This is a genomic window from Massilia phyllostachyos, from assembly GCF_021044825.1.
Taxonomy (GTDB): domain Bacteria; phylum Pseudomonadota; class Gammaproteobacteria; order Burkholderiales; family Burkholderiaceae_D; genus Telluria; species Telluria phyllostachyos.
On record NZ_JAJNOC010000008.1, the window covers coordinates 233384 to 251336 of the forward strand.

Consider the following 17953-nt stretch of genomic DNA (forward strand, 5'->3'; position numbering starts at 1 on the left):
GTGTTTGTTGGCGGTGGTACGCATCTCTCGCGCTTGTGGCGCGGGTCGGAGCAAACTGCCTACAAATGAAAGCGCGTCGATCCGGAATGGGCGTGTGGGCCTGGACCGGATGACTTGGGAGCTTCGGGGGTGCAAAGCGTCGGAACACATTACTGCGTTGCACCATTTTGGTCAAGCGATGTGGAAAATTATTTTTGTTGTACCAAAATAGTGCACTGGCGTGGGCTGGACTCCGCCCACACGTTCACACCTTGGCTGGTCGGAAATGCGGATCTTCTCCGCTTGCACGCCGCCCACTGCCCCGAAAATGGTCGCGCTGCGCGATTTGCATGCAAGCGACATGGTTTTTTGCTAGGATTCGACAGTTTTCCTTACGGCATTCGCATCAAACGCCCTTTCAACCACGCATGGCCACAGACAAAGAACTCAGCGACTTCCTCGAGAATGTCGAACGGCGTGCGTTCAAGCAGGCGGTGTATGCGGTGCGCAAGGACGAATCGGCGCTCGACATCGTGCAGGATGCGATGATCAAGCTGGCCGAGAAATACGGCGACAAGCCGGCTGCCGAATTGCCGATGCTGTTCCAGCGCATCCTGCAGACCACCATCCTCGACTACTTCCGCCGCGAGAAGGTCCGGAATACCTGGATCAGCCTCTTCTCGGGCTTCAGCCGGCAGGATGGGGACGACGAGGACTTTGATATACTTTCTTCGTACGAGGCGGAGGAAGGGACAACTGCTGCGGAGTCGAGCGCGGATCAATACGAACGCGCACAAACCTTGCACCTGATCGAACAAGAAGTGGAAAAGCTCCCGGCGCGTCAACGGGAAGCCTTCCTCATGCGTTACTGGCAGGACATGGACGTGGCCGAGACGGCCGAAGCGATGGGATGCTCTGAGGGAAGCGTCAAGACGCATTGCTCACGCGCAACCCACACCCTCGCCGCGGCGCTCAAGGCCAAGGGAATCAAGCTATGAACACGGACGACATCAACCTCGCGTACAAGATACGCCATGCCCTGAACGAGAACCTCGAGGCGCTGCCGGCATCGACCACCGACCGTCTGGCCGCCGCACGCGCGGCCGCGCTGGCGCGCAAGAAGCCGGACGCCGCCCCTGCCAAGGCGGTCAGGCGTCCGCTGTTCGACGTCAATGCCCTGTTCACCGGCCCCGCGCTGGCGCGCCTCGGCGTGGCGATCCCGATGCTGGCGCTGGTCATCGGCATGGGCGGCGTCTACCAGTACGAACAGCAGCAGCGCGTGGCGGCCCTGGCCGACATCGACGCCGCCGTGCTGGCCGACGAACTGCCGCTGACCGCCTACCTCGACCACGGCTTCAACGCCTACGTGGAGTCGCAACAGCGCCAGCAATGACGAAGTCCGCTCCGAAGCCTCGCATCGCCGTTGTTGCAACTGCGGCAGCGGTCTTGATTGCCGGGGCCGCGACCTGGGCGATCTATAACCGGTCCGAATCGACGGCGCCCGCCGCGCGCGGCGTCAATGCGGCGGACACCACGGCCGCCGGCGCCAAGCCGGTCGCCAAGACCCTCGACAAGCCGCTCTGGCGCGAACTGTCGCGCGGCCAGCAGGCCGCGCTCGCGCCCCTGAAACCCGAGTGGGACCAGATGGAAGGCATGCGCAAGCGCCGCTGGCTCGAACTCTCGGCCCGCTTCGCCTCGATGAGCCCGGCCGAGCAGCAGCGCGTCCACGACCGCATGCGCGAATGGATGAAGCTGACGCCGGAACAGCGCAACCTGGCGCGCGAGAATTTCAACAAAACCCGCCGCCTGGACCCGGGCCGCAAGGCCGCGACCTGGGAAAGCTACAAGCAGCTGTCCGAGGAAGAGAAGCGCAAGCTGGCCCGCTCCGGCGCCAAACCGCAGGGCGCGCCCGCGATGCCGCATTCGCCGATCATCGACACCCCGGTGCCCTGCCCGCCGGGCGCGATGCGGCGCGGGACGTCCTGCATCCTGCCGACGCCGCCGTCCGCGACTGCCGCCACGCCCGTTTCTCCGCCGCCCGCCATCGCGCCGGCGCCCGCGCCCGCACCTGGCGCACCCACCGCTGTTTCTCCTCCACAGAATGCATCCAATGCAAGCAGCCCAGGCAACACCAGCGCCAGCAACGCCAGCAACTAAGCCGGTCAAGGTCGAGACGCCGACCATCCGGCGCCGCCTGATGGCCATGGTGTACGAGGCCTTCTGCCTGTTCGCGGTATGCGCCTTCGCGATCGGGCTCTACATGCTGCTGACCCTGAACAGCCAACATCCGGCAGCAAAATTCGGCATGAACGTCTGGCTGGTGGCGACGGCCGGCGCCTACTTCATGTGGTGCTGGATCGACAGCGGCCACACGCTGGCCATGAAGACCTGGCGCATGAAGGTGGTGAAGGTCGGGCATGCCAGGGTGCCGTTCAAGACGGCCCTGCTGCGCTACGTGCTGGCCTGGGGCTGGTTCGCGCCGGCGCTGCTGGTGTGCTGGGCCTTCGGGCTGCACAGGCCGGGCCAGATCGCGATCGCCCTCGCCGTCGGCATCGTGCCGTGGGCGATGACGGCGCTGTTCGACAAGGATCGGCAATTCCTGCACGATCGCCTCGCCGGCACCCGCCTGATCGCTCTGCCGAAACGGAAGTAGGGTGGGCGCGGGAGCGCCCACCCTACTTGCTTAACGGCATTCGAGCGCGGCCTTAGGACAAACAACGGAATAATCGACAGCTTCAACCCATCTTGCAGAAAGGTGCAGCATGAAGCTTTCGAATATTCGCGTCGTCATCATGGGCGCATCGAGCGGCATCGGGGCCGCAACCGCCGTCGCCTTCGCGCGCGAGGGCGCGCAGCTGGTGCTGGGCGCGCGCGGCAAGGACGGGCTGGACGATGTCGTGCAGCGCTGCCGCCAGGCCGGCGGCTCGGCCGACGCGCTGGTCGTCGATGCGACCGACGCCGACGCGGTCGCGACCTTCGCCAGCAAGGCGCGCGACATCCTGGGCCGGATCGACCTGTGGTTCAGCAACGTCGGCGCCGGCGTGGTCGGCAAGTACGTCGACGTGCCTCTGGAAGATCACCGTCGCGTGATCGAGACCAACCTCCTCACCCACATGAACGACGCCCACGCGGTGCTGCCGATCTTCCTCGAGCAGGACCGCGGCATCTGGGTCAACATGATCTCGGTCGGCGGCTTCGTGCCTTCCCCCTACGCTGCGGCATACACGGCCAGCAAGTACGGCCTGCGCGGCTTCAGCGAGGCGCTGCGGGCGGAGCTGGGCAGGCGGCCGGATATCCACGTATGCGACGTGTATCCGACCTTCGTCGACTCGCCGGGGTTCAGCCATGGGGCCAACTATACGGGGGCGAAGCTGTCGTATCCGCCGGGGGCCTTGAAGCCGGAGACGGTGGCGGATGCCGTCGTTGCGCTGGCGCGGCGGCCGCGGCCGACGACGGCTGTCGGGGCGCCGGCGTCCTTGTTCAGGCTGGCGAATTTCGCGGCGCCGAACTTGCTGGCGGCGGGGATGAATCGGTTCCTGGAGCGGTGGGAGCGGAAGGCGGAAAGGGTGCCGGATACGCGCGGGGCGTTGTATGAGCCGCCGTCGGGGGCGAGCGGGATTCATAGTGGGCAGCGTCGTGCGTCGGCGCCGCAGCGGAACAAGGCGCTTGTGGTTGGGGCAGTGGCGCTGGGGGCGCTGTTCGGGGCCCAGCTCTTGAAGAAGCGCTAACATCACGCGACGAACTTGGGTTCCGGCCTTCGCCGGAACCCAAGTTTGCATGCAACGAGTTAAAACCGTTCGTAGTCGAGCAAGTACCGCCACTGACCAATCGGCAGTCCCGCCATCGACACCCGCCCAATCCGAATCCGCCGCATATCGACGATCTCCAGCCCCACCTCGCGGCACATATGATCGATCAGCCCCGGCTTCACGCCCTTGAGCGCAAACCGCAACCGGTGCTCGTTCTGCCAGCTGACCTTCATCGGTGCGATCGGCTTGCCGTTGAAGCTCAAGCCGTGATTCAGCAACGCCAGCCCGCCTTCCTTGATGGCGCCGGTGACGTCGACGATGAACTCCTGCTCCACGCGATCCGCCTCGTCCACCAGCTTGCGAGCGACACGGAAGTCCTGCGTATAGACCACCAGCCCGCTCGCATCGGTCTCGAGCGGCGACGTCAGCGTCAGCTTGGTGAGATGACGCTTGAGGAAGCGCTGCTGGCCATGGCCCTGCGCCTCATGCGTCTCCGCCGTTACGCAGCCCACTGCAGGCTCGCCGCGCGAACCGACGCCCGAATTGAAACCGGCCGGCTTGTGCAGCAGGATGGTCACCGGCGGCGCTTCGTCGGCCGAGGCGCCCGGCAGCACGCGCACCTCCTGCGACGGCAGCACGCGGCTGGCCGGATCCTCGACGATGGCGCCATCCACGCTGATGCCGCCGCCGGCGATGTAACGCTCCGCCTCGGCGCGCGAGCAGCCGAGTTGCGCGGCGACGCGCTTGGCCAGGCGGATACCTTCTTCCATCATTCGCCCCGCCAGTCTGCGAAGAAGGCGGTGAACACCTCGACGGTGCGCGCGACATCGGCGGCGCTCACGTCAAGGTGGGTCACCAGGCGGGTGCGCGGGCCGATCGAGGCGCGGATCCGCGCGCGCGCCAGGGCCTGGCGCAGCGGTTCGCAGGCAGCAGCCGGGATGTCGAGCCAGAAGATGTTGGTCTGCGGCGTGCCGACATTCAAGGCGGCGATCTGCGACAGGCCCTGGGCCAGCGCGGCGGCGTTGTCGTGGTCCTCGGCCAGGCGCTGCACGTTGTTCTCGAGCGCATACTGCGCGGCCGCCGCCAGCACGCCGGCCTGGCGCATGCCGCCGCCGAGCATCTTGCGCCAGCGCTTGCCCTGCTCGATGAAAGCCTTCGGTCCCAGCAGGACCGAGCCAACCGGGGCGCCGAGGCCCTTGGACAGGCAGACCGAAACGGTGTCGAAGCCCTGCACCGCTTCGCGCAGGCTGACGCCATTCTTGACCGCCGCATTGGCGATGCGGGCGCCGTCCAGGTGGGTCGCCAGGCCTTTGGAATGCGCCAGGTCGGTCGCCGCTTTCACGTACGCCTGCGGCAGCACGCGGCCGCCGATGGTGTTTTCCAGCGCCAGCAGGCGGGTGCGCGCGAAGTGCATGTCGTCGGGCTTGATGTAGGCCTCGATGTCGGAGAGCAGAATCGAGCCGTCCGCCTGGTTGATGATCGGTTGCGGCTGGATCGAGCCCAGCACCGCGGCGCCGCCGCCCTCGTACTTGTAGGTGTGCGCTTCCTGGCCGACCAGGTACTCGTCGCCACGGCCGCAGTGGGTCATCAGGGCGATCAGGTTGGTCTGGGTGCCCGAGGGCGCGAACATGCCGGCTTCAAAGCCGAACAGCTCCGCCGCATACTCCTGCAGGTTGTTGACGGACGGGTCGTCGGCGTACACGTCGTCGCCGACGCTTGCCCCGGCCATCGCGGCGCGCATCGCTTCGGAGGGCTGGGTGACGGTGTCGCTGCGCAGGTCGATCCACTTCTGGTTCATGTCGCTCATCTCGTTCTCAGTCTGCTGTTACAGGGGTATAGAAGCGCTGTTTCATTTCGTCGAGCCCAAGCTCGCTCATCACTTCCTGCAGGCGTTCCGTCGGGCGGCGACGCGGCAGGTTCTTGTATGTCGCGACGATGAGTTCATTTTTCATCGAGTGTTCCCAGCCCACCAGCTCCGTCACCGTCACCTGGTAGCCGTGCGCTTCCAGCTGCAGGCAGCGCATCACGTTGGTGATCTGGCTGCCGAACTCGCGGGTGTGGATCGGGTGGCGCCAGATCTCGGTCAACGCGCTGCGGCCCAGGTCCTTGCCCTTGTTCTTGCGCAGCACGCTCGCCACTTCGGCCTGGCAGCACGGCACCAGCACCATGTGCTTGGCCTTCTTCTTCAGCGCGAAGTCGATGGCATCGTCGGTGGCGGTGTTACAGGCGTGCAGCGCGGTGACGATGTCGATCCGTTCCGGCAGCTTGTCGGAGGTGGTCGATTCCGCCACCGACAGCGGCAGGAAGGACATGCCGTCGCTGAAGCCGAGGCGCGCCGCCAGCTCGGTGGATTTCTGCACCAGCTCTTCGCGCGTCTCGATGCCGTAGACGTGGGCGCCCCCATCGTTATCCTTGTGTCCCTTGAAGAACAGGTCGTAGAGGATGAAGCCGAGGTAGGACTTGCCGGCGCCGTGGTCGACCAGCGACACGTTCTGCTTGGTCTCGCGCACGTCCCTCAGGAGCGGCTCGATGAAGTTGACCAGGTGGTAGACCTGCTTGAGCTTGCGGCGGCTGTCCTGGTTCAGTTTGCCGTCGCGCGTGAGGATGTGCAGTTCCTTCAGCAGTTCGACCGACTGGCCGGGGCGGACTTCTTCCGGCAACGCGGCCGGCTCGTGTTTGGTGTGCTTAGCGTGCTTCATCGATCCATGCCGCCTGAATGGCTTCCAGTACCCGTTCTCCGCCGCGCGTGCGGTCGTCGCTGAAGTCTTCCAGCGAGACGACCCAGTTGTGCAGGTCGACGAAGCGCACCGTGGTGGGGTCGACGTCCGGGTACTTCTCGTACAGCGCTTCGGCGATGCTTGAAACGTCGGTCCACTTCATGGCGGCCCTCCGTGGTTCAGTGGTTTTTCTCAGCTGCGTGGTTGATCGTGTACTTCGGGATCTCGACCACCAGGTCTTCCTCGGCGATGATCGCCTGGCAGGACAGGCGCGAGTTCGGCTCCAGGCCCCAGGCCTTGTCCAGCATGTCCTCTTCCTTCTCTTCCTGCTCGTTCAGCGACTCGAACCCTTCGCGCACGATCACGTGGCAGGTGGTGCAGGCGCAGACGCGGTCGCAGGCGTGTTCGATCTCGATGTCGTTTTCGAGCAGGACGTCGCAGACGGATTTGCCGGCCGGGGCTTCCAGGACGGCGCCTTCGGGGCACAGGACTGGGTGGGGGAGGATGACGATTTGTGGCACTTGGATTACCTTCGTTGTGTATTGTTTACTTCGGCCATTGTGTTACCTCTCGCACGTCATCCCGGCGAAGGCCGGTATCCAAGTTGGTTGCGTCACGTCGACGCCGGCAAAATTGGGTTCCGGCCTTGGCCGGAACGACGGCTCGAGGGGTAGTGGTTCTAGCTCAGACTTCGTCCAGCGACTTGCCGGCCAGCGCCTTGCGCACGCTCTTGTCCATCCGCCGCGCAGCGAATTCCTCGGTGCCCTTGGCCAGCGCCTGCACCGCTGCATGCAGCCCATCCTGGCGCTGCCCTGCTTCGATCGCTGCATCGTTGGAGCGATGAATCGCCTCGCGCACCCCGTGCACCAGCTTCGCCACTTCATCCTGCTCGGCATCGCTCAACAGTTCCGTGTCCGCATCCAGCGCCGACTGCGTCGCCAGCAGGATGCGCTCCGCCTCGACCTGCTCTTCGCGCAACGCGCGCATCTGCATGTCGCCCTGCGCTGACGTGTACGATTCCTGCAGCATACGCGCCACGTCGTCATCGCCGAGGCCGTAGGACGGCTTGACGGTGATCGACGCTTCCACACCCGAGCGCGTCTCACGCGCCGAAACCGACAGCAAACCGTCGGCGTCGACCTGGTAGGTCACGCGGATGCGCGCCGCGCCGGCCGCCATCGGCGGGATGCCGCGCAGTTCGAAGCGCGCCAGCGAGCGGCAGTCGGAGACCAGTTCGCGCTCGCCCTGCACCACGTGCACGGCCAATGCGGTCTGGCCATCCTTGAAGGTGGTGAACTCCTGCGCACGCGCGCACGGAATCGTCGAGTTGCGCGGGATGATCTTCTCGACCAGGCCGCCCATGGTCTCGATGCCGAGCGACAGCGGAGTCACGTCGAGCAGCAGCCAGTCGTCGCCTTCGGCGCGGTTACCGGCCAGCAGGTTGGCCTGGATCGCGGCGCCCAAGGCCACCACCTTGTCCGGGTCGATGTTCGCGTGCGGGATGGTGTGGAAGAAGTCGCCCACCGCACGGCGCACATGCGGCATGCGGGTGGCGCCGCCGACCATGACCACGCCGTCGACGTCCTCGACGGTAACATCGGCATCGCGCATCGCCTTGCGGATCGCGTTCATGGTCTTGCCGACCAGATGCTTGGTGATCTCGGCGAAGGTCTGGGCGGTGATCGTCACTTGCACGATCTCGCCCGACTTCAGGATCGCTTCGATCGTGGTTTCTTCATTGGTCGACAGCAGTTCCTTGGCCTGGCGCGACTTGACCATGAGGGTCGCGGTGTCGTGGTCCGACAGCGGCGCCAGCTTGGCCTGCTCCACAATCCAGCAGAACAGGCGGTGATCGAAATCGTCGCCGCCCAGGGCAGAATCGCCGCCGGTGGACAGGACTTCGAACACGCCCTTGGAGAGCTTGAGGATCGAGATGTCGAAGGTGCCGCCGCCCAGGTCGTAGACCGCATAGATGCCTTCCTTGCCATGGTCCAGGCCGTAGGCGATGGCGGCGGCGGTCGGCTCGGACAGCAGGCGCAGCACGTTCAGGCCGGCCAGCTGGGCCGCGTCCTTGGTGGCCTGGCGCTGGGCGTCGTCGAAGTAGGCGGGCACGGTGATGACGGCGCCGACCAGGTCGTCGCCGAGCGAATCCTCGGCGCGCTGGCGCAGGGTGGCCAGGATCTGGGCCGAGGTCTCGACCGGGCTTTTCACGCCGGCCACGGTGTTGATCTGGACCATGCCGGGGGCATCGACGAAATCGTAGGGCAGGTTCTCGGCGTGGGCGATGTCCTTCAGGCCGCGGCCCATGAAGCGCTTGACCGAGACGACCGTGTTCTTCGGGTCGGTGGTCTGGTGGGCCTGCGCCTTGTAGCCGATGTTGGCGTTGCCGTTGGGGAGATAGCGCACGACAGATGGCAGCAGCGGCCGGCCGTCCTCGTCGCTCAGCACTTCCGGGCTGCCGCTGCGGACGGTGGCAACCAGGGAGTTGGTGGTGCCCAGGTCGATGCCGACCGCCAGGCGGTGCTGGTGCGGGGCGGTGGACATGCCGGGTTCGGCGATTTGGAGTAGTGCCATGGTGTGTCTGTTACCTGTTGTTCTTGTTGCCGACCGCGCGATTGATTCTCGGTGGTGTCATTGAAACGCATCGTGCATTTGGACGCGTGGGCGGAGGACCGCCCACCCTACAAAACCATTCGCCGTTATGCGTCCAGCGCCTCGAATGCGTACTGTACCTCTTCGCCGAATTTATCGAGGAACATCATGGCGCGCACAGTCTGGGCGGCGCCGTGATAATCGGCCGAATCCAATTGTCGACCCACCTGCTCCAGCATCCCCTGCCGTTCGCGGCGCAGCTGGGCGTCGAGCGAGTCCAGCGCACCGGCATCCTTCGACGCGCGCGCATCCTCGAGCTCTTCACGCCATTCCATCTGCTGCATCAGGAAGGCGGCCGGCATCGCCGTATTCGACTCGGTCTGCAAATCGACGCCGTTGATCTCGCAAAGATACTGCGCGCGCTTCTGCGGATTGCGCAGGGTCTGGTAAGCCTCGTTGGCGCGGGTCGCCCACTGCATCGCGACGCGCTTCTCGGCGTCGGTGGCGTTTACGAAACGGTCAGGGTGCACACGCCCCTGGACGTCGCGGTAGGCCGTGTCCAGCGCGTCGGCGTCGACGGTGAAGCTGGCCGGCAGCTGGAACAGCTCGAAGTGGTTCTGCTTCATCAATTAGATACGGAAGCTTTCGCCGCAACCGCAGTTGTCCTTGACGTTCGGGTTGTTGAAGCGGAAGCCTTCGTTCAGGCCTTCGCGGGCGAAGTCGAGTTCGGTGCCGTCGATGTAGGCCAGGCTCTTCGGGTCGACGAAGACCTTCACGCCGTGCGACTCGAAGACCTGGTCTTCCGCCGCCGCTTCGTCGACGTATTCGAGCTTGTAGGCCAGGCCGGAGCAGCCGGTGGTGCGCACACCGAAACGCAAGCCGATCCCCTTGCCCCGGCGATCGAGATAACGGGTGACGTGCTTCGCGGCTTTTTCGGTCAGGGTGATTGCCATAACGGTGCTCCAGTCTGTTCTAACTATTACGCCTTCACGGCGTGCTTGGCTTTGTAGTCGGCGACGGCGGCCTTGATCGCGTCTTCCGCCAGGATCGAGCAGTGGATCTTCACCGGCGGCAGCGCCAGTTCTTCGGCGATCTGCGTGTTCTTGATCGCCAGCGCTTCGTCGAGCGACTTGCCCTTGACCCACTCGGTCACCAGCGAGCTCGATGCGATCGCCGAGCCGCAGCCGTAGGTCTTGAACTTCGCGTCTTCGATCAGGCCCTGGTCGTTGACCTTGATCTGCAGCTTCATCACGTCGCCGCAGGCCGGCGCGCCGACCATGCCGGTGCCGATGGCGTCATCGCCCTTGTCGAAGGCGCCGACGTTGCGCGGGTTTTCGTAGTGGTCCAGTACTTTGTCCGAATATGCCATGGTAGTGCTCCTAGAATTCCGTAATGATTAGTGGGCTGCCCATTGGATCGAATTCAGATCGATCCCTTCCTTGAACATGTCCCACAGCGGCGACAGTTCGCGCAGTTTGCCGACCTTCGACTTCAGCAGTTCGATCGCGAAGTCGATGTCCTGCTCGGTCGTGAAGCGGCCGATGGTGAAGCGGATCGAGCTGTGCGCCAGTTCGTCGCTGCGGCCGAGGGCGCGCAGCACGTAGGACGGTTCCAGCGAGGCCGAGGTGCAGGCTGAACCGGACGACACGGCGATGTCCTTGATCGCCATGATCAGCGACTCGCCCTCGACGTAGTTGAACGAGACGTTCAGGTTGTGCGGCACGCGGTGGTCCATGTCGCCGTTGATGTAGACCTCTTCGATCTCCAGCAGGCCTTTCGCCAGGCGGTCGCGCAGCGCCTTCACCTTGGCCAGTTCGGCGTCCATCTCTTCCTTGGCAATGCGGAAGGCTTCGCCCATGCCGACGATCTGGTGGGTCGGCAGGGTGCCCGAGCGCAGGCCGCGCTCGTGGCCGCCCCCGTGCATCTGCGCCTCCAGGCGCACGCGCGGCTTGCGGCGCACGTACAGGGCGCCGACGCCTTTCGGGCCGTAGGTCTTGTGCGCGGTGAAGGTCATCAGGTCGCACTTGGTCTTGGTGAGGTCGATCGCGACCTTGCCGGTGGCCTGCGCGGCGTCGCAGTGGAAGATGATGCCCTTCGAGCGGCACAGTTCGCCGATGGCGTCGATCGGCTGGATCACGCCGATCTCGTTATTCACCAGCATGACCGAGACCAGGATGGTGTCCGGACGGATCGCCGCTTCGAGCTGCTCGATCGTGATCAGGCCGTTGTCCTGCGGCTCGAGGTAAGTCGCGTCGAAACCCTGGCGCTCCAGCTCGCGCACGGTGTCCAGCACGGCCTTGTGCTCGGTCTTGACCGTGATGATGTGCTTGCCCTTGGTCTTGTAGAACTGGGCCGCGCCCTTCAGGGCCAGGTTGTTCGATTCGGTCGCGCCCGAGGTCCAGACGATCTCGCGCGGATCGGCGCCGACCAGGGCCGCCACATGGCCGCGCGCTTCCTCGACCGCCGCCTCGGCGCTCCAGCCGTACATGTGGCTGCGCGACGCCGGATTGCCGAACTGCTCGCGCAGGTAGGGAATCATCTTGTCGGCCACGCGCGGATCGATCGGCGTGGTCGCCGAGTAATCCATGTAGATCGGGAAATGCGGCGCAGTCACGAAGCTCTGCTCGATTTGTTTGTCCAAGGGCGCGTTCATCAGTTCACTCCGGTTTCAGTATGTGCTGCGGTGGGGGCGCGGTGCATCACCACCACGTTCTGTTCTTTCTGCTTCTGCTGGTCGACCAGATCCTGCAAGGTGACCGAATCGAGGTAGTCGACCATCTTGGCGTTCAGCGTGGTCCACAGTTCGTGGGTCATGCAACGGGTGCCGGAAGCAGCGTCGGCGCCGTGACAGTTTTCTTTGCCGCCACACTGGGTGGCGTCCAGCGGCTCGTCGACCGCGATGATGATGTCGGCCACCGTGACCCGGTCCGCCGAACGGGCCAGGCTGTAGCCGCCGCCGGGGCCACGGATCGATTCGACGATCTCGTGGCGGCGCAGCTTGCCGAACAGTTGTTCAAGGTAAGACAGCGAAATGGCCTGGCGCTGGCTGATGCCCGACAGCGTGACGGGACCATTGCCCTGGCGCAGGGCAAGATCGATCATCGCGGTAACAGCAAAACGGCCTTTGGTGGTCAGACGCATCACAACCCCGGTTTAATGTAAAATATTGCACTTCTTCAAGTAATCAGTGCAGCGCAGCAATTCAACTTCCGTATGCGCTTTGTAAATAACCTGATTACCCGATTGATTTAGTCAAGTATACCAAAATCCGGACGCCTTGTCTTGGCGCCCCCGATTTTGGACCGGGCGGCACATCGGCCGCCGCCACGGCCTATCCCTCTTATCGCATCCGCAACAATTTCATCGGTCCGAACAACGCCTGCATTCCCCTGTGCCGGATGAAGGACAGGTTGTAGGGATGCTCGGCCTGGATCTGCGGCAGGCGCGCCGTTTCCGGCAACTTCGCCAACTGCTCGGCGATCTTCCCCCACAACACCAGCGTCGGCGGCTCGGGCTGCTGCGCCAGCGCCGCCAGCACCGTCCTCAGGAAGGGTAGCCACCCGCGCGCATCGATCGCCGGCGCCACGTGCTTGCGAAACACCAGCGCGGCATTGAGCAGCAGGAAGCCCTGGCCATGCAGGTTGTCCTGCAACTGCGCCAGCGTCTGGATCGAACCGTCGGTGCGCGCGCTCTTCGCGATCGGCGCCAGCGCCGCGCCGCCCGTATCGTCGGCCTGCAACTGACCGTCGGCCACCAGCAGCATCTTCATGAAGTTGCGCAGCGAGGTGGCGCGGTTGACCGGCTTCGACAGCCCGGAGTCGCTCCACAGGTCGCCCACCGCGCCGTCCATGAAGCAGACGCCGGTCGCGCTCTCGGCGCGCGGATACGGCCCCTCCCCGACCAGCACGTGCTTCACCCGGTCGAGCGGCTGGGCGAAGGCGGCGAAGATGCGTCCGCCGGTGGGCAGGTAATCGTCGACGGCCAGCGCCGGCAGGTAGTTCGGATCGGCGGCGGTAACGGCCTGCAGGCCGGCTTCCAGGATCGGACGCCAGGAAGCGTCGGCACGGTCGAGCTGATCGAGGATGGATTGCGGAATCGTTTGGGTAGACATGGCGGATTGGCAGGTCACAGGGAGGGCGATTGTAGCCCCATTCCCAAGGTCAATCCAGCGTCCGTCCTGGCGGATTCAAGGCATGATTTTCCGGCTGCCCCATGTGGGCGTTTCAACCAACTCAGCAGGAGGAATCATGCAAACCATTCGTGAAGTGATGACACCCGACGTCCGCACCATCTCGCCGCAGGAAACCGTCCAGCGCGCCGCCCAGCTCATGGACGAGCTGAACGTGGGCGCGATTCCCGTCTGTGACGGCGACCGGCTGGTCGGGATGATCACCGACCGCGACATCGCCGTGCGCTCGGTGGCTGCGGGACAGTCGCCGGATCAGGCGTTTGTCGGGGACGTGATGAGTACGGATGTGCGGACGTGTTACAGCAACCAGGATCTGGATGAGGTGCTGGGCAAGATGGGGGACGTGCAGATCCGGCGGGTGCCGGTGATCGATGAGGAGACGAAGCAGCTGGTGGGGATTGTGTCGCTGGGCGACATTGCGACCAAGACGCAGGGGGCGGCGGAGGAGACGCTGGATGAGATTTCGTCGCCGTCGGAGCCGGATCGGTCGGAGGTGCGGCATTGAATGTTGGCTAGTGGCTGCTCGACGAAACTGGATCCCGGCCTTCGCCGGGAGTCGTAGGCGCCAGTGGCGCATATGACGGTCTTCAGGGTGGCTGTCAAAATGACGCTACCTTGTTTCTAACCGTTAGCTGTAAGACCGTCGTACGCGCCACTGGCGCCTACGAACTCCCGCGCAGGCGGGAACCCAAGTTGACTTTGATTTTGATTTTGACTTTCACTCCGCATCCGGCTGCTTCGCCGGATGCGCCGCCTTAAACGCCGGCAAATCCACACACATATCATTGATGCGCGAAATCGTCGGATACGCCGTCACATCGATATCGAACCTTTGCGCATTGAACACCTGCGGCACCAGGAAGCAATCCGCAATGGTCGGCGAGTGCCCATAACAGAACGTCCCTGTATCCAGATGCCGCGCCAAATGCGCCTCCAGCGACTGGAAGCCCTCGATCACCCAGTGCCGGTACCAGTCCGTCTTGGCCTCCTCACTCAAACCCAGCTGCCGCACCAGGTACTTCAGCACGCGCAGGTTGTTCACCGGGTGGATGTCGCAAGCGATGATCTGCGCCAGTTCGCGCACGTGGGCGCGCCCAACCGCCCCCTTCGGCAGCAGCGGCACCTGGGGATACGCCTCTTCCAGGTACTCGAGGATGGCCATCGACTGGGTCAGCGTGATGGCGTCGTCCTGGAAGGTCGGCACCAGGCCGCTGGGGTTGATCCTGCGGTAGTCGCTTGCGAGGTGCTGGCCGCCGTCGCGCAGCAGGTGCACGGGGACGGCGTCGTAGCCGAGCCCCTTCAGGTTCAAGGCGATCCGCACCCGGTAAGCGGCCGAGCTGCGGAAATAGGTAAACAGTTTCACGTCGTCCTCCGATGATAGCGAACGACCTCCTGGTCGATCGCTCCGAAAATGCTCGCACCGCTCTCGTCCACCATCTCGATGCGCACGGTGTCACCATACGCCAGGTAGGGGGTGGCCGGCTTGCCGCCTTCAATCGTTTCGTACATGCGCACCTCGGCCAGGCAGCAGTAGCCGACGCCTCCGTTGGCGATGCTGGAACCGTGCAGGCTGCCCTGTTTATTGCTCACCGTGCCCGAGCCGACGATGCTGCCCGCGCCCAGCTCGCGGGTTTTGGCGGCGTGCGCCACCAGCTGGGCGAAGCTGAAGGTCATGTCTTCGCCGGCGTTCGGACGGCCGAACGGTTCGTCATTGAGCGTGACCTGCAGCGGCAGGTGCAGCTTGGAATCCTTCCAGGCGTCGCCCAGCTCGTCGGGCGTGACCGCCACCGGAGAAAAAGCGCTGGCCGGCTTCGACTGGTAGAAGCCGAAGCCCTTGGCCAGTTCGTTCGGGATCAGGTTGCGCAGCGAGACGTCGTTCACCAGCATCACCAGGCGGATCGCCCCCGCCGCTTCCTCGACCGTGGCGCCCATCGGCACGTCGCCCGTCACCACGGCGACTTCGGCCTCCAGGTCCACGCCCCAGGCCTCGTCCAGCACCGCGATCGGGTCGCACGGTCCGACGAAGGAATCCGAGCCGCCCTGGTACATCAGCGGATCGGAATAGAACGATTCCGGCACCTCGGCATTGCGCGCCTTGCGCACCAGCTCGACGTGGTTGATGTAGGCCGAGCCGTCGCACCACTGGTAGGCGCGCGGCAGCGGCGAATGGCATTCCTCCTCGATGAAGGACTCGGCCTTGTCGGCGCTGCCCGCGTTCAGGCGCGCGTAGATTTTCTCCAGCTGCGGCGCGACCTCGTCCCAATTGTCGAGAGCGCACTGGAGCGTGCGGGCGATCTTGGGCACGGCCTGGCAGGTGACCAGGTCGCGGCTGACGACGACCAGCAGGCCGTCGCGGCCGCCGGACTTGAGTGAGGCGAGTTTCATTGCGTTTCCTTCAGAATTGAATGCATTTCGCCATTACAATCCAAACCGAACTATCATACAAACAGTATTTTTCGCTCGATTTATCAGACTATCTTATGAATCCGACCCTGCGCCAGATGCGCGCCTTCGTCGCCGTGGCCAAGACGGGTAACTTTACGCTCGCCGCCCAGAACCTGCACGTGACGCAATCCGCGCTGTCCGGTTTGATCAAGGAACTCGAGCAGACCCTGGAAGCGAAGGTCATCGACCGCAGCACCCGGCGCATCATCCTCACCGACATCGGCAAGGAGCTCTACCCGCTATTCAGCCAGATGATCGACGATCTCGACAGTGCGCTGGCGAACGTGGCGGACCACACGCACCTGAAAAAAGGCATCGTGCGCATCGCCGCACCCCAGTTGCTGTCCTGCACCCTGCTGCCGGAAGCGATCGCCGCCTGGCGCGGCCAGCATCCGGACATACAGGTGCAGCTGAAGGACACCGAGGTCGAAGGCGTGATCGCGCGGGTGCTGTCGGGCGAGGCGGACCTGGGCATCGGGCCGGAGCGCGATCCGGCGCCGCCGCTCGACGCCCGCCCCCTGTTCGAGATGCCCTTCGCGCTGGTGTTCCCGAAGGGCCACGAACTGGAACGCCAGCCGCGCCTGACCTGGCAGGACGTGGCGCGCTACCCGCTGATCTCGCTGCAGGGCCAGTTCACCGAGCGCCTGCGCGACGAGGTCGATGCCGCGCCGCTCAAGCCGGCCAACGAAGTCACCTTCATGACCACCGCACTGGCCATGGCCGCCGCCGGGCTGGGCGTGACGGTGTGCATGCCCTACGCCGCGCCGCTGGTGAAGCTGTACGGCCTGGTCATGAAGCCGCTCGAAGAACCGGTGCTGAGCCGGCGCTTCTTCACCTACACCCGGCAAGGCCGTTCCCTGTCTCCGGCAGCCGACAGCTTCATGGTCTTCCTGGACGAGTTCGTACGCCGGGCCAACCCGTGATCGCCGCGTTACAATCGGGGCCATGTCCCTGAACACCATCGAAATCAACCGCTTGATGAACCGCTTCGACAGCCACGCCAGCGTCTGGCTGTTCGGCTACGGTTCCCTGATCTTCAAGGCCGACTTCCCCTTCCTCGAACGCCGCCCCGCCAGCATCCGCGGCTGGAGCCGCCGCTTTTACCAGGGCTCGCACGACCACCGCGGCACCCAGGAAGCCCCCGGCCGCGTGGCCACCCTGGTCCCGGACGAAGGCGCGATCTGCCACGGCATGGCCTACCTGGTGACCCCGGAAGAATTCGCCCATCTCGACCACCGCGAAAAGAACGGCTACCTGCGCCTGGCTACCGACATGACTTTCGAGGACGGCACGACAGCCGAGGGCATCGTCTACATCGCCACCAGCGACAACGCCGCCTACCTCGGCGAAGCCAGCGACGACGCCATCGCGCGCCAGATCGCGAGCGCGCGCGGGCCGAGCGGCCCGAACAGCGAATACCTGCTGCAGCTGGCCCGGGCCCTGCGCGAACTCGGCAAGCACGACGCCCACGTGGAAGCGATCGCGCAACGCCTGCAATCTCTTTAAGCCGGATCGGGCGGCGCCCCCTCGTCCACCTCGACGTTCAGGCCGACCCACTTGCGGATGCGCCCATCGGCCCCGACCAGCGGCGCCGCCCGCACCGCCATCAGGCGCCACGCCCCATCCGCGCGGCGCACCCGGAACCGTGCATCGACCATGCCGCGGGCCGCCACCGCCTCGGTCCACTGGCGCGCGGCCGCTCGTGACCTGGTCGCCGAACAGCGGCCGCGGCTACATGGCCTTCTTCGCGCCGCACACGGTCCAGGCACTATTCGCGTTCAACCTCGGCTCGGTGCAGGACCGCTTCATGCCCGCGTCGAACCTGTTGGGCGACGAATGGCGGCAGGCGTGCGAGGCGCCGGCTGGCGGCGCCGGACGATGCGTCCTCGCCGCGGGTTACTGAAGCGCATCGCGGCCGGCGCTGGGCCACGCTCGGGCCGCGCCTTCGAACGTCCGTCGATGCGCCAGTTCTGCCGCCACTGGGTCGAGCGCCTGGCCCTGCGCGCCCACGAATGGCGCAACACCCGTTCTTTCAAACTTACGCAAAGCTACCTGATACTACTTAAAGCTCGCCTTGCTGTTGGATTCCTGCTTCACAGGGGCCGGTTTCACCCTGCGCTCGCGCACAGGGCCAGCGCCTTCCCCTCCACAGGCCGACACGGTGGAACTCACCGCCATGTTTCTCAGATTGATCGCCGCATTCACGTCACGGTCATGCGCGGCCCCGCAAGCGTCGCAAGTCCAGTGCCGCTGCGCCAGGGTCAGCCTCTCGATCTTGACGC

The 17953-nt window shown here is 64.9% G+C and carries 25 protein-coding genes; 9 read left to right on the forward strand and 16 right to left on the reverse strand.

Annotation, left to right across the window (positions count from 1 at the left end):
- Positions 1–407: 407 nt before the first annotated feature.
- The 5 genes from LQ564_RS20870 to LQ564_RS20890 all read left to right on the forward strand — a co-directional run bounded on the left by LQ564_RS20870 (position 408) and on the right by LQ564_RS20890 (position 3707).
- Entirely contained in the window at positions 408–977 is a 570-nt protein-coding gene (locus LQ564_RS20870) for an RNA polymerase sigma factor (RefSeq protein WP_231060060.1), read from the forward strand.
- On the forward strand, positions 974–1372 hold the full coding sequence (locus tag LQ564_RS20875; RefSeq protein ID WP_231060030.1) for a DUF3619 family protein: 399 nt from the start codon (positions 974–976) through the stop codon (positions 1370–1372). The genes LQ564_RS20870 and LQ564_RS20875 overlap by 4 nt, the downstream gene beginning before the upstream one ends.
- On the forward strand, positions 1369–2136 hold the full coding sequence (locus LQ564_RS20880) for a DUF3106 domain-containing protein (protein WP_231060031.1): 768 nt from the start codon (positions 1369–1371) through the stop codon (positions 2134–2136). Before LQ564_RS20875 ends, LQ564_RS20880 begins: the two co-directional genes overlap by 4 nt.
- Positions 2090–2632 carry an RDD family protein gene (locus LQ564_RS20885; RefSeq protein WP_231060032.1) on the forward strand — a complete coding sequence of 181 codons (543 nt, stop codon included), beginning with the start codon at positions 2090–2092 and terminating at the stop codon, positions 2630–2632. The genes LQ564_RS20880 and LQ564_RS20885 overlap by 47 nt, the downstream gene beginning before the upstream one ends.
- 109 nt (positions 2633–2741) lie before the next feature.
- Entirely contained in the window at positions 2742–3707 is a 966-nt protein-coding gene (locus tag LQ564_RS20890) for an SDR family oxidoreductase (RefSeq protein WP_231060033.1), read from the forward strand.
- Positions 3708–3766: 59 nt separating this feature from the next.
- Here LQ564_RS20890 and LQ564_RS20895 read toward each other — a convergent pair whose 3' ends face one another.
- From LQ564_RS20895 to LQ564_RS20950, 12 genes are all read right to left on the reverse strand, one after another.
- Entirely contained in the window at positions 3767–4498 is a 732-nt protein-coding gene (locus LQ564_RS20895) for an rRNA pseudouridine synthase (RefSeq protein WP_231060061.1), read from the reverse strand.
- Entirely contained in the window at positions 4498–5535 is a 1038-nt protein-coding gene (gene ltaE, locus LQ564_RS20900; protein WP_231060034.1) for a low-specificity L-threonine aldolase, read from the reverse strand. Before ltaE ends, LQ564_RS20895 begins: the two co-directional genes overlap by 1 nt.
- Before the next feature lie 7 nt (positions 5536–5542).
- Positions 5543–6427, reverse strand: a complete 885-nt coding sequence (locus LQ564_RS20905) for a class I SAM-dependent methyltransferase (RefSeq protein WP_231060035.1) — start codon at positions 6425–6427, stop codon at positions 5543–5545.
- Positions 6414–6608, reverse strand: a complete 195-nt coding sequence (gene iscX / locus LQ564_RS20910; RefSeq protein ID WP_231060036.1) for a Fe-S cluster assembly protein IscX — start codon at positions 6606–6608, stop codon at positions 6414–6416. Before iscX ends, LQ564_RS20905 begins: the two co-directional genes overlap by 14 nt.
- A gap of 16 nt (positions 6609–6624) precedes the next feature.
- A complete protein-coding gene (fdx, locus tag LQ564_RS20915) occupies positions 6625–6966 on the reverse strand; it encodes an ISC system 2Fe-2S type ferredoxin (RefSeq protein WP_231060037.1) in 342 nt (113 codons plus the stop codon).
- 163 nt (positions 6967–7129) lie between these two features.
- Positions 7130–9019 carry a Fe-S protein assembly chaperone HscA gene (hscA, locus tag LQ564_RS20920; protein WP_231060038.1) on the reverse strand — a complete coding sequence of 630 codons (1890 nt, stop codon included), beginning with the start codon at positions 9017–9019 and terminating at the stop codon, positions 7130–7132.
- A 125-nt stretch (positions 9020–9144) separates the two neighbouring features.
- Positions 9145–9663 (reverse strand): Fe-S protein assembly co-chaperone HscB, encoded by a 519-nt coding sequence (hscB, locus tag LQ564_RS20925; RefSeq protein ID WP_231060039.1) that lies wholly within the window; start codon positions 9661–9663, stop codon positions 9145–9147.
- 3 nt (positions 9664–9666) lie between these two features.
- Complete coding sequence (gene iscA / locus LQ564_RS20930) at positions 9667–9990, reverse strand: iron-sulfur cluster assembly protein IscA (RefSeq protein ID WP_231060040.1); 324 nt, start codon at positions 9988–9990, stop codon at positions 9667–9669.
- 26 nt (positions 9991–10016) lie between these two features.
- On the reverse strand, positions 10017–10406 hold the full coding sequence (gene iscU, locus LQ564_RS20935; RefSeq protein WP_231060041.1) for a Fe-S cluster assembly scaffold IscU: 390 nt from the start codon (positions 10404–10406) through the stop codon (positions 10017–10019).
- A 27-nt stretch (positions 10407–10433) separates the two neighbouring features.
- Positions 10434–11690, reverse strand: coding sequence for an IscS subfamily cysteine desulfurase (locus LQ564_RS20940; RefSeq protein ID WP_231060042.1), 1257 nt, complete (start codon positions 11688–11690; stop codon positions 10434–10436).
- Positions 11690–12178 (reverse strand): Fe-S cluster assembly transcriptional regulator IscR, encoded by a 489-nt coding sequence (gene iscR / locus LQ564_RS20945; RefSeq protein ID WP_231060043.1) that lies wholly within the window; start codon positions 12176–12178, stop codon positions 11690–11692. Before iscR ends, LQ564_RS20940 begins: the two co-directional genes overlap by 1 nt.
- 199 nt (positions 12179–12377) lie before the next feature.
- Positions 12378–13148: a uracil-DNA glycosylase family protein gene (locus LQ564_RS20950; RefSeq protein WP_231060044.1), complete on the reverse strand. Its 771-nt coding sequence runs from the start codon at positions 13146–13148 to the stop codon at positions 12378–12380.
- Positions 13149–13284: 136 nt separating this feature from the next.
- Here LQ564_RS20950 and LQ564_RS20955 point away from each other — a divergent pair, with 136 nt between their 5' ends.
- Positions 13285–13731 carry a CBS domain-containing protein gene (locus tag LQ564_RS20955; protein WP_231060045.1) on the forward strand — a complete coding sequence of 149 codons (447 nt, stop codon included), beginning with the start codon at positions 13285–13287 and terminating at the stop codon, positions 13729–13731.
- A 213-nt stretch (positions 13732–13944) separates the two neighbouring features.
- Here LQ564_RS20955 and maiA read toward each other — a convergent pair whose 3' ends face one another.
- Positions 13945–14589, reverse strand: coding sequence for a maleylacetoacetate isomerase (gene maiA / locus LQ564_RS20960; protein ID WP_231060046.1), 645 nt, complete (start codon positions 14587–14589; stop codon positions 13945–13947).
- The gene (locus tag LQ564_RS20965) at positions 14586–15611 is read right to left on the reverse strand and encodes a fumarylacetoacetate hydrolase family protein (protein ID WP_231060047.1); all 1026 of its coding nucleotides are present in this window, start codon (positions 15609–15611) and stop codon (positions 14586–14588) included. The genes maiA and LQ564_RS20965 overlap by 4 nt, the downstream gene beginning before the upstream one ends.
- Positions 15612–15706: 95 nt before the next feature.
- On the opposite strand from LQ564_RS20965, the gene LQ564_RS20970 reads away from it, so the two are divergent.
- Both LQ564_RS20970 and LQ564_RS20975 read left to right on the forward strand, forming a co-directional pair.
- Positions 15707–16594 (forward strand): LysR family transcriptional regulator, encoded by an 888-nt coding sequence (locus LQ564_RS20970; protein ID WP_231060048.1) that lies wholly within the window; start codon positions 15707–15709, stop codon positions 16592–16594.
- Between the two features lie 22 nt (positions 16595–16616).
- On the forward strand, positions 16617–17177 hold the full coding sequence (locus LQ564_RS20975; RefSeq protein WP_231060049.1) for a gamma-glutamylcyclotransferase: 561 nt from the start codon (positions 16617–16619) through the stop codon (positions 17175–17177).
- Here LQ564_RS20975 and LQ564_RS20980 read toward each other — a convergent pair.
- Positions 17174–17440 (reverse strand): PAS domain-containing protein, encoded by a 267-nt coding sequence (locus tag LQ564_RS20980; protein ID WP_371873523.1) that lies wholly within the window; start codon positions 17438–17440, stop codon positions 17174–17176. The two genes, LQ564_RS20975 and LQ564_RS20980, sit on opposite strands and share 4 nt — an antisense overlap.
- On the opposite strand from LQ564_RS20980, the gene LQ564_RS20985 reads away from it, so the two are divergent.
- Entirely contained in the window at positions 17407–17574 is a 168-nt protein-coding gene (locus tag LQ564_RS20985) for a hypothetical protein (RefSeq protein ID WP_231060051.1), read from the forward strand. The two genes, LQ564_RS20980 and LQ564_RS20985, sit on opposite strands and share 34 nt — an antisense overlap.
- Positions 17575–17729: 155 nt before the next feature.
- On the opposite strand, the gene LQ564_RS20990 is transcribed toward LQ564_RS20985, so the two are convergent.
- The coding region (locus LQ564_RS20990) for a zinc ribbon domain-containing protein (protein WP_231060052.1) at positions 17730–17953 on the reverse strand (224 nt) is incomplete at its 5' end.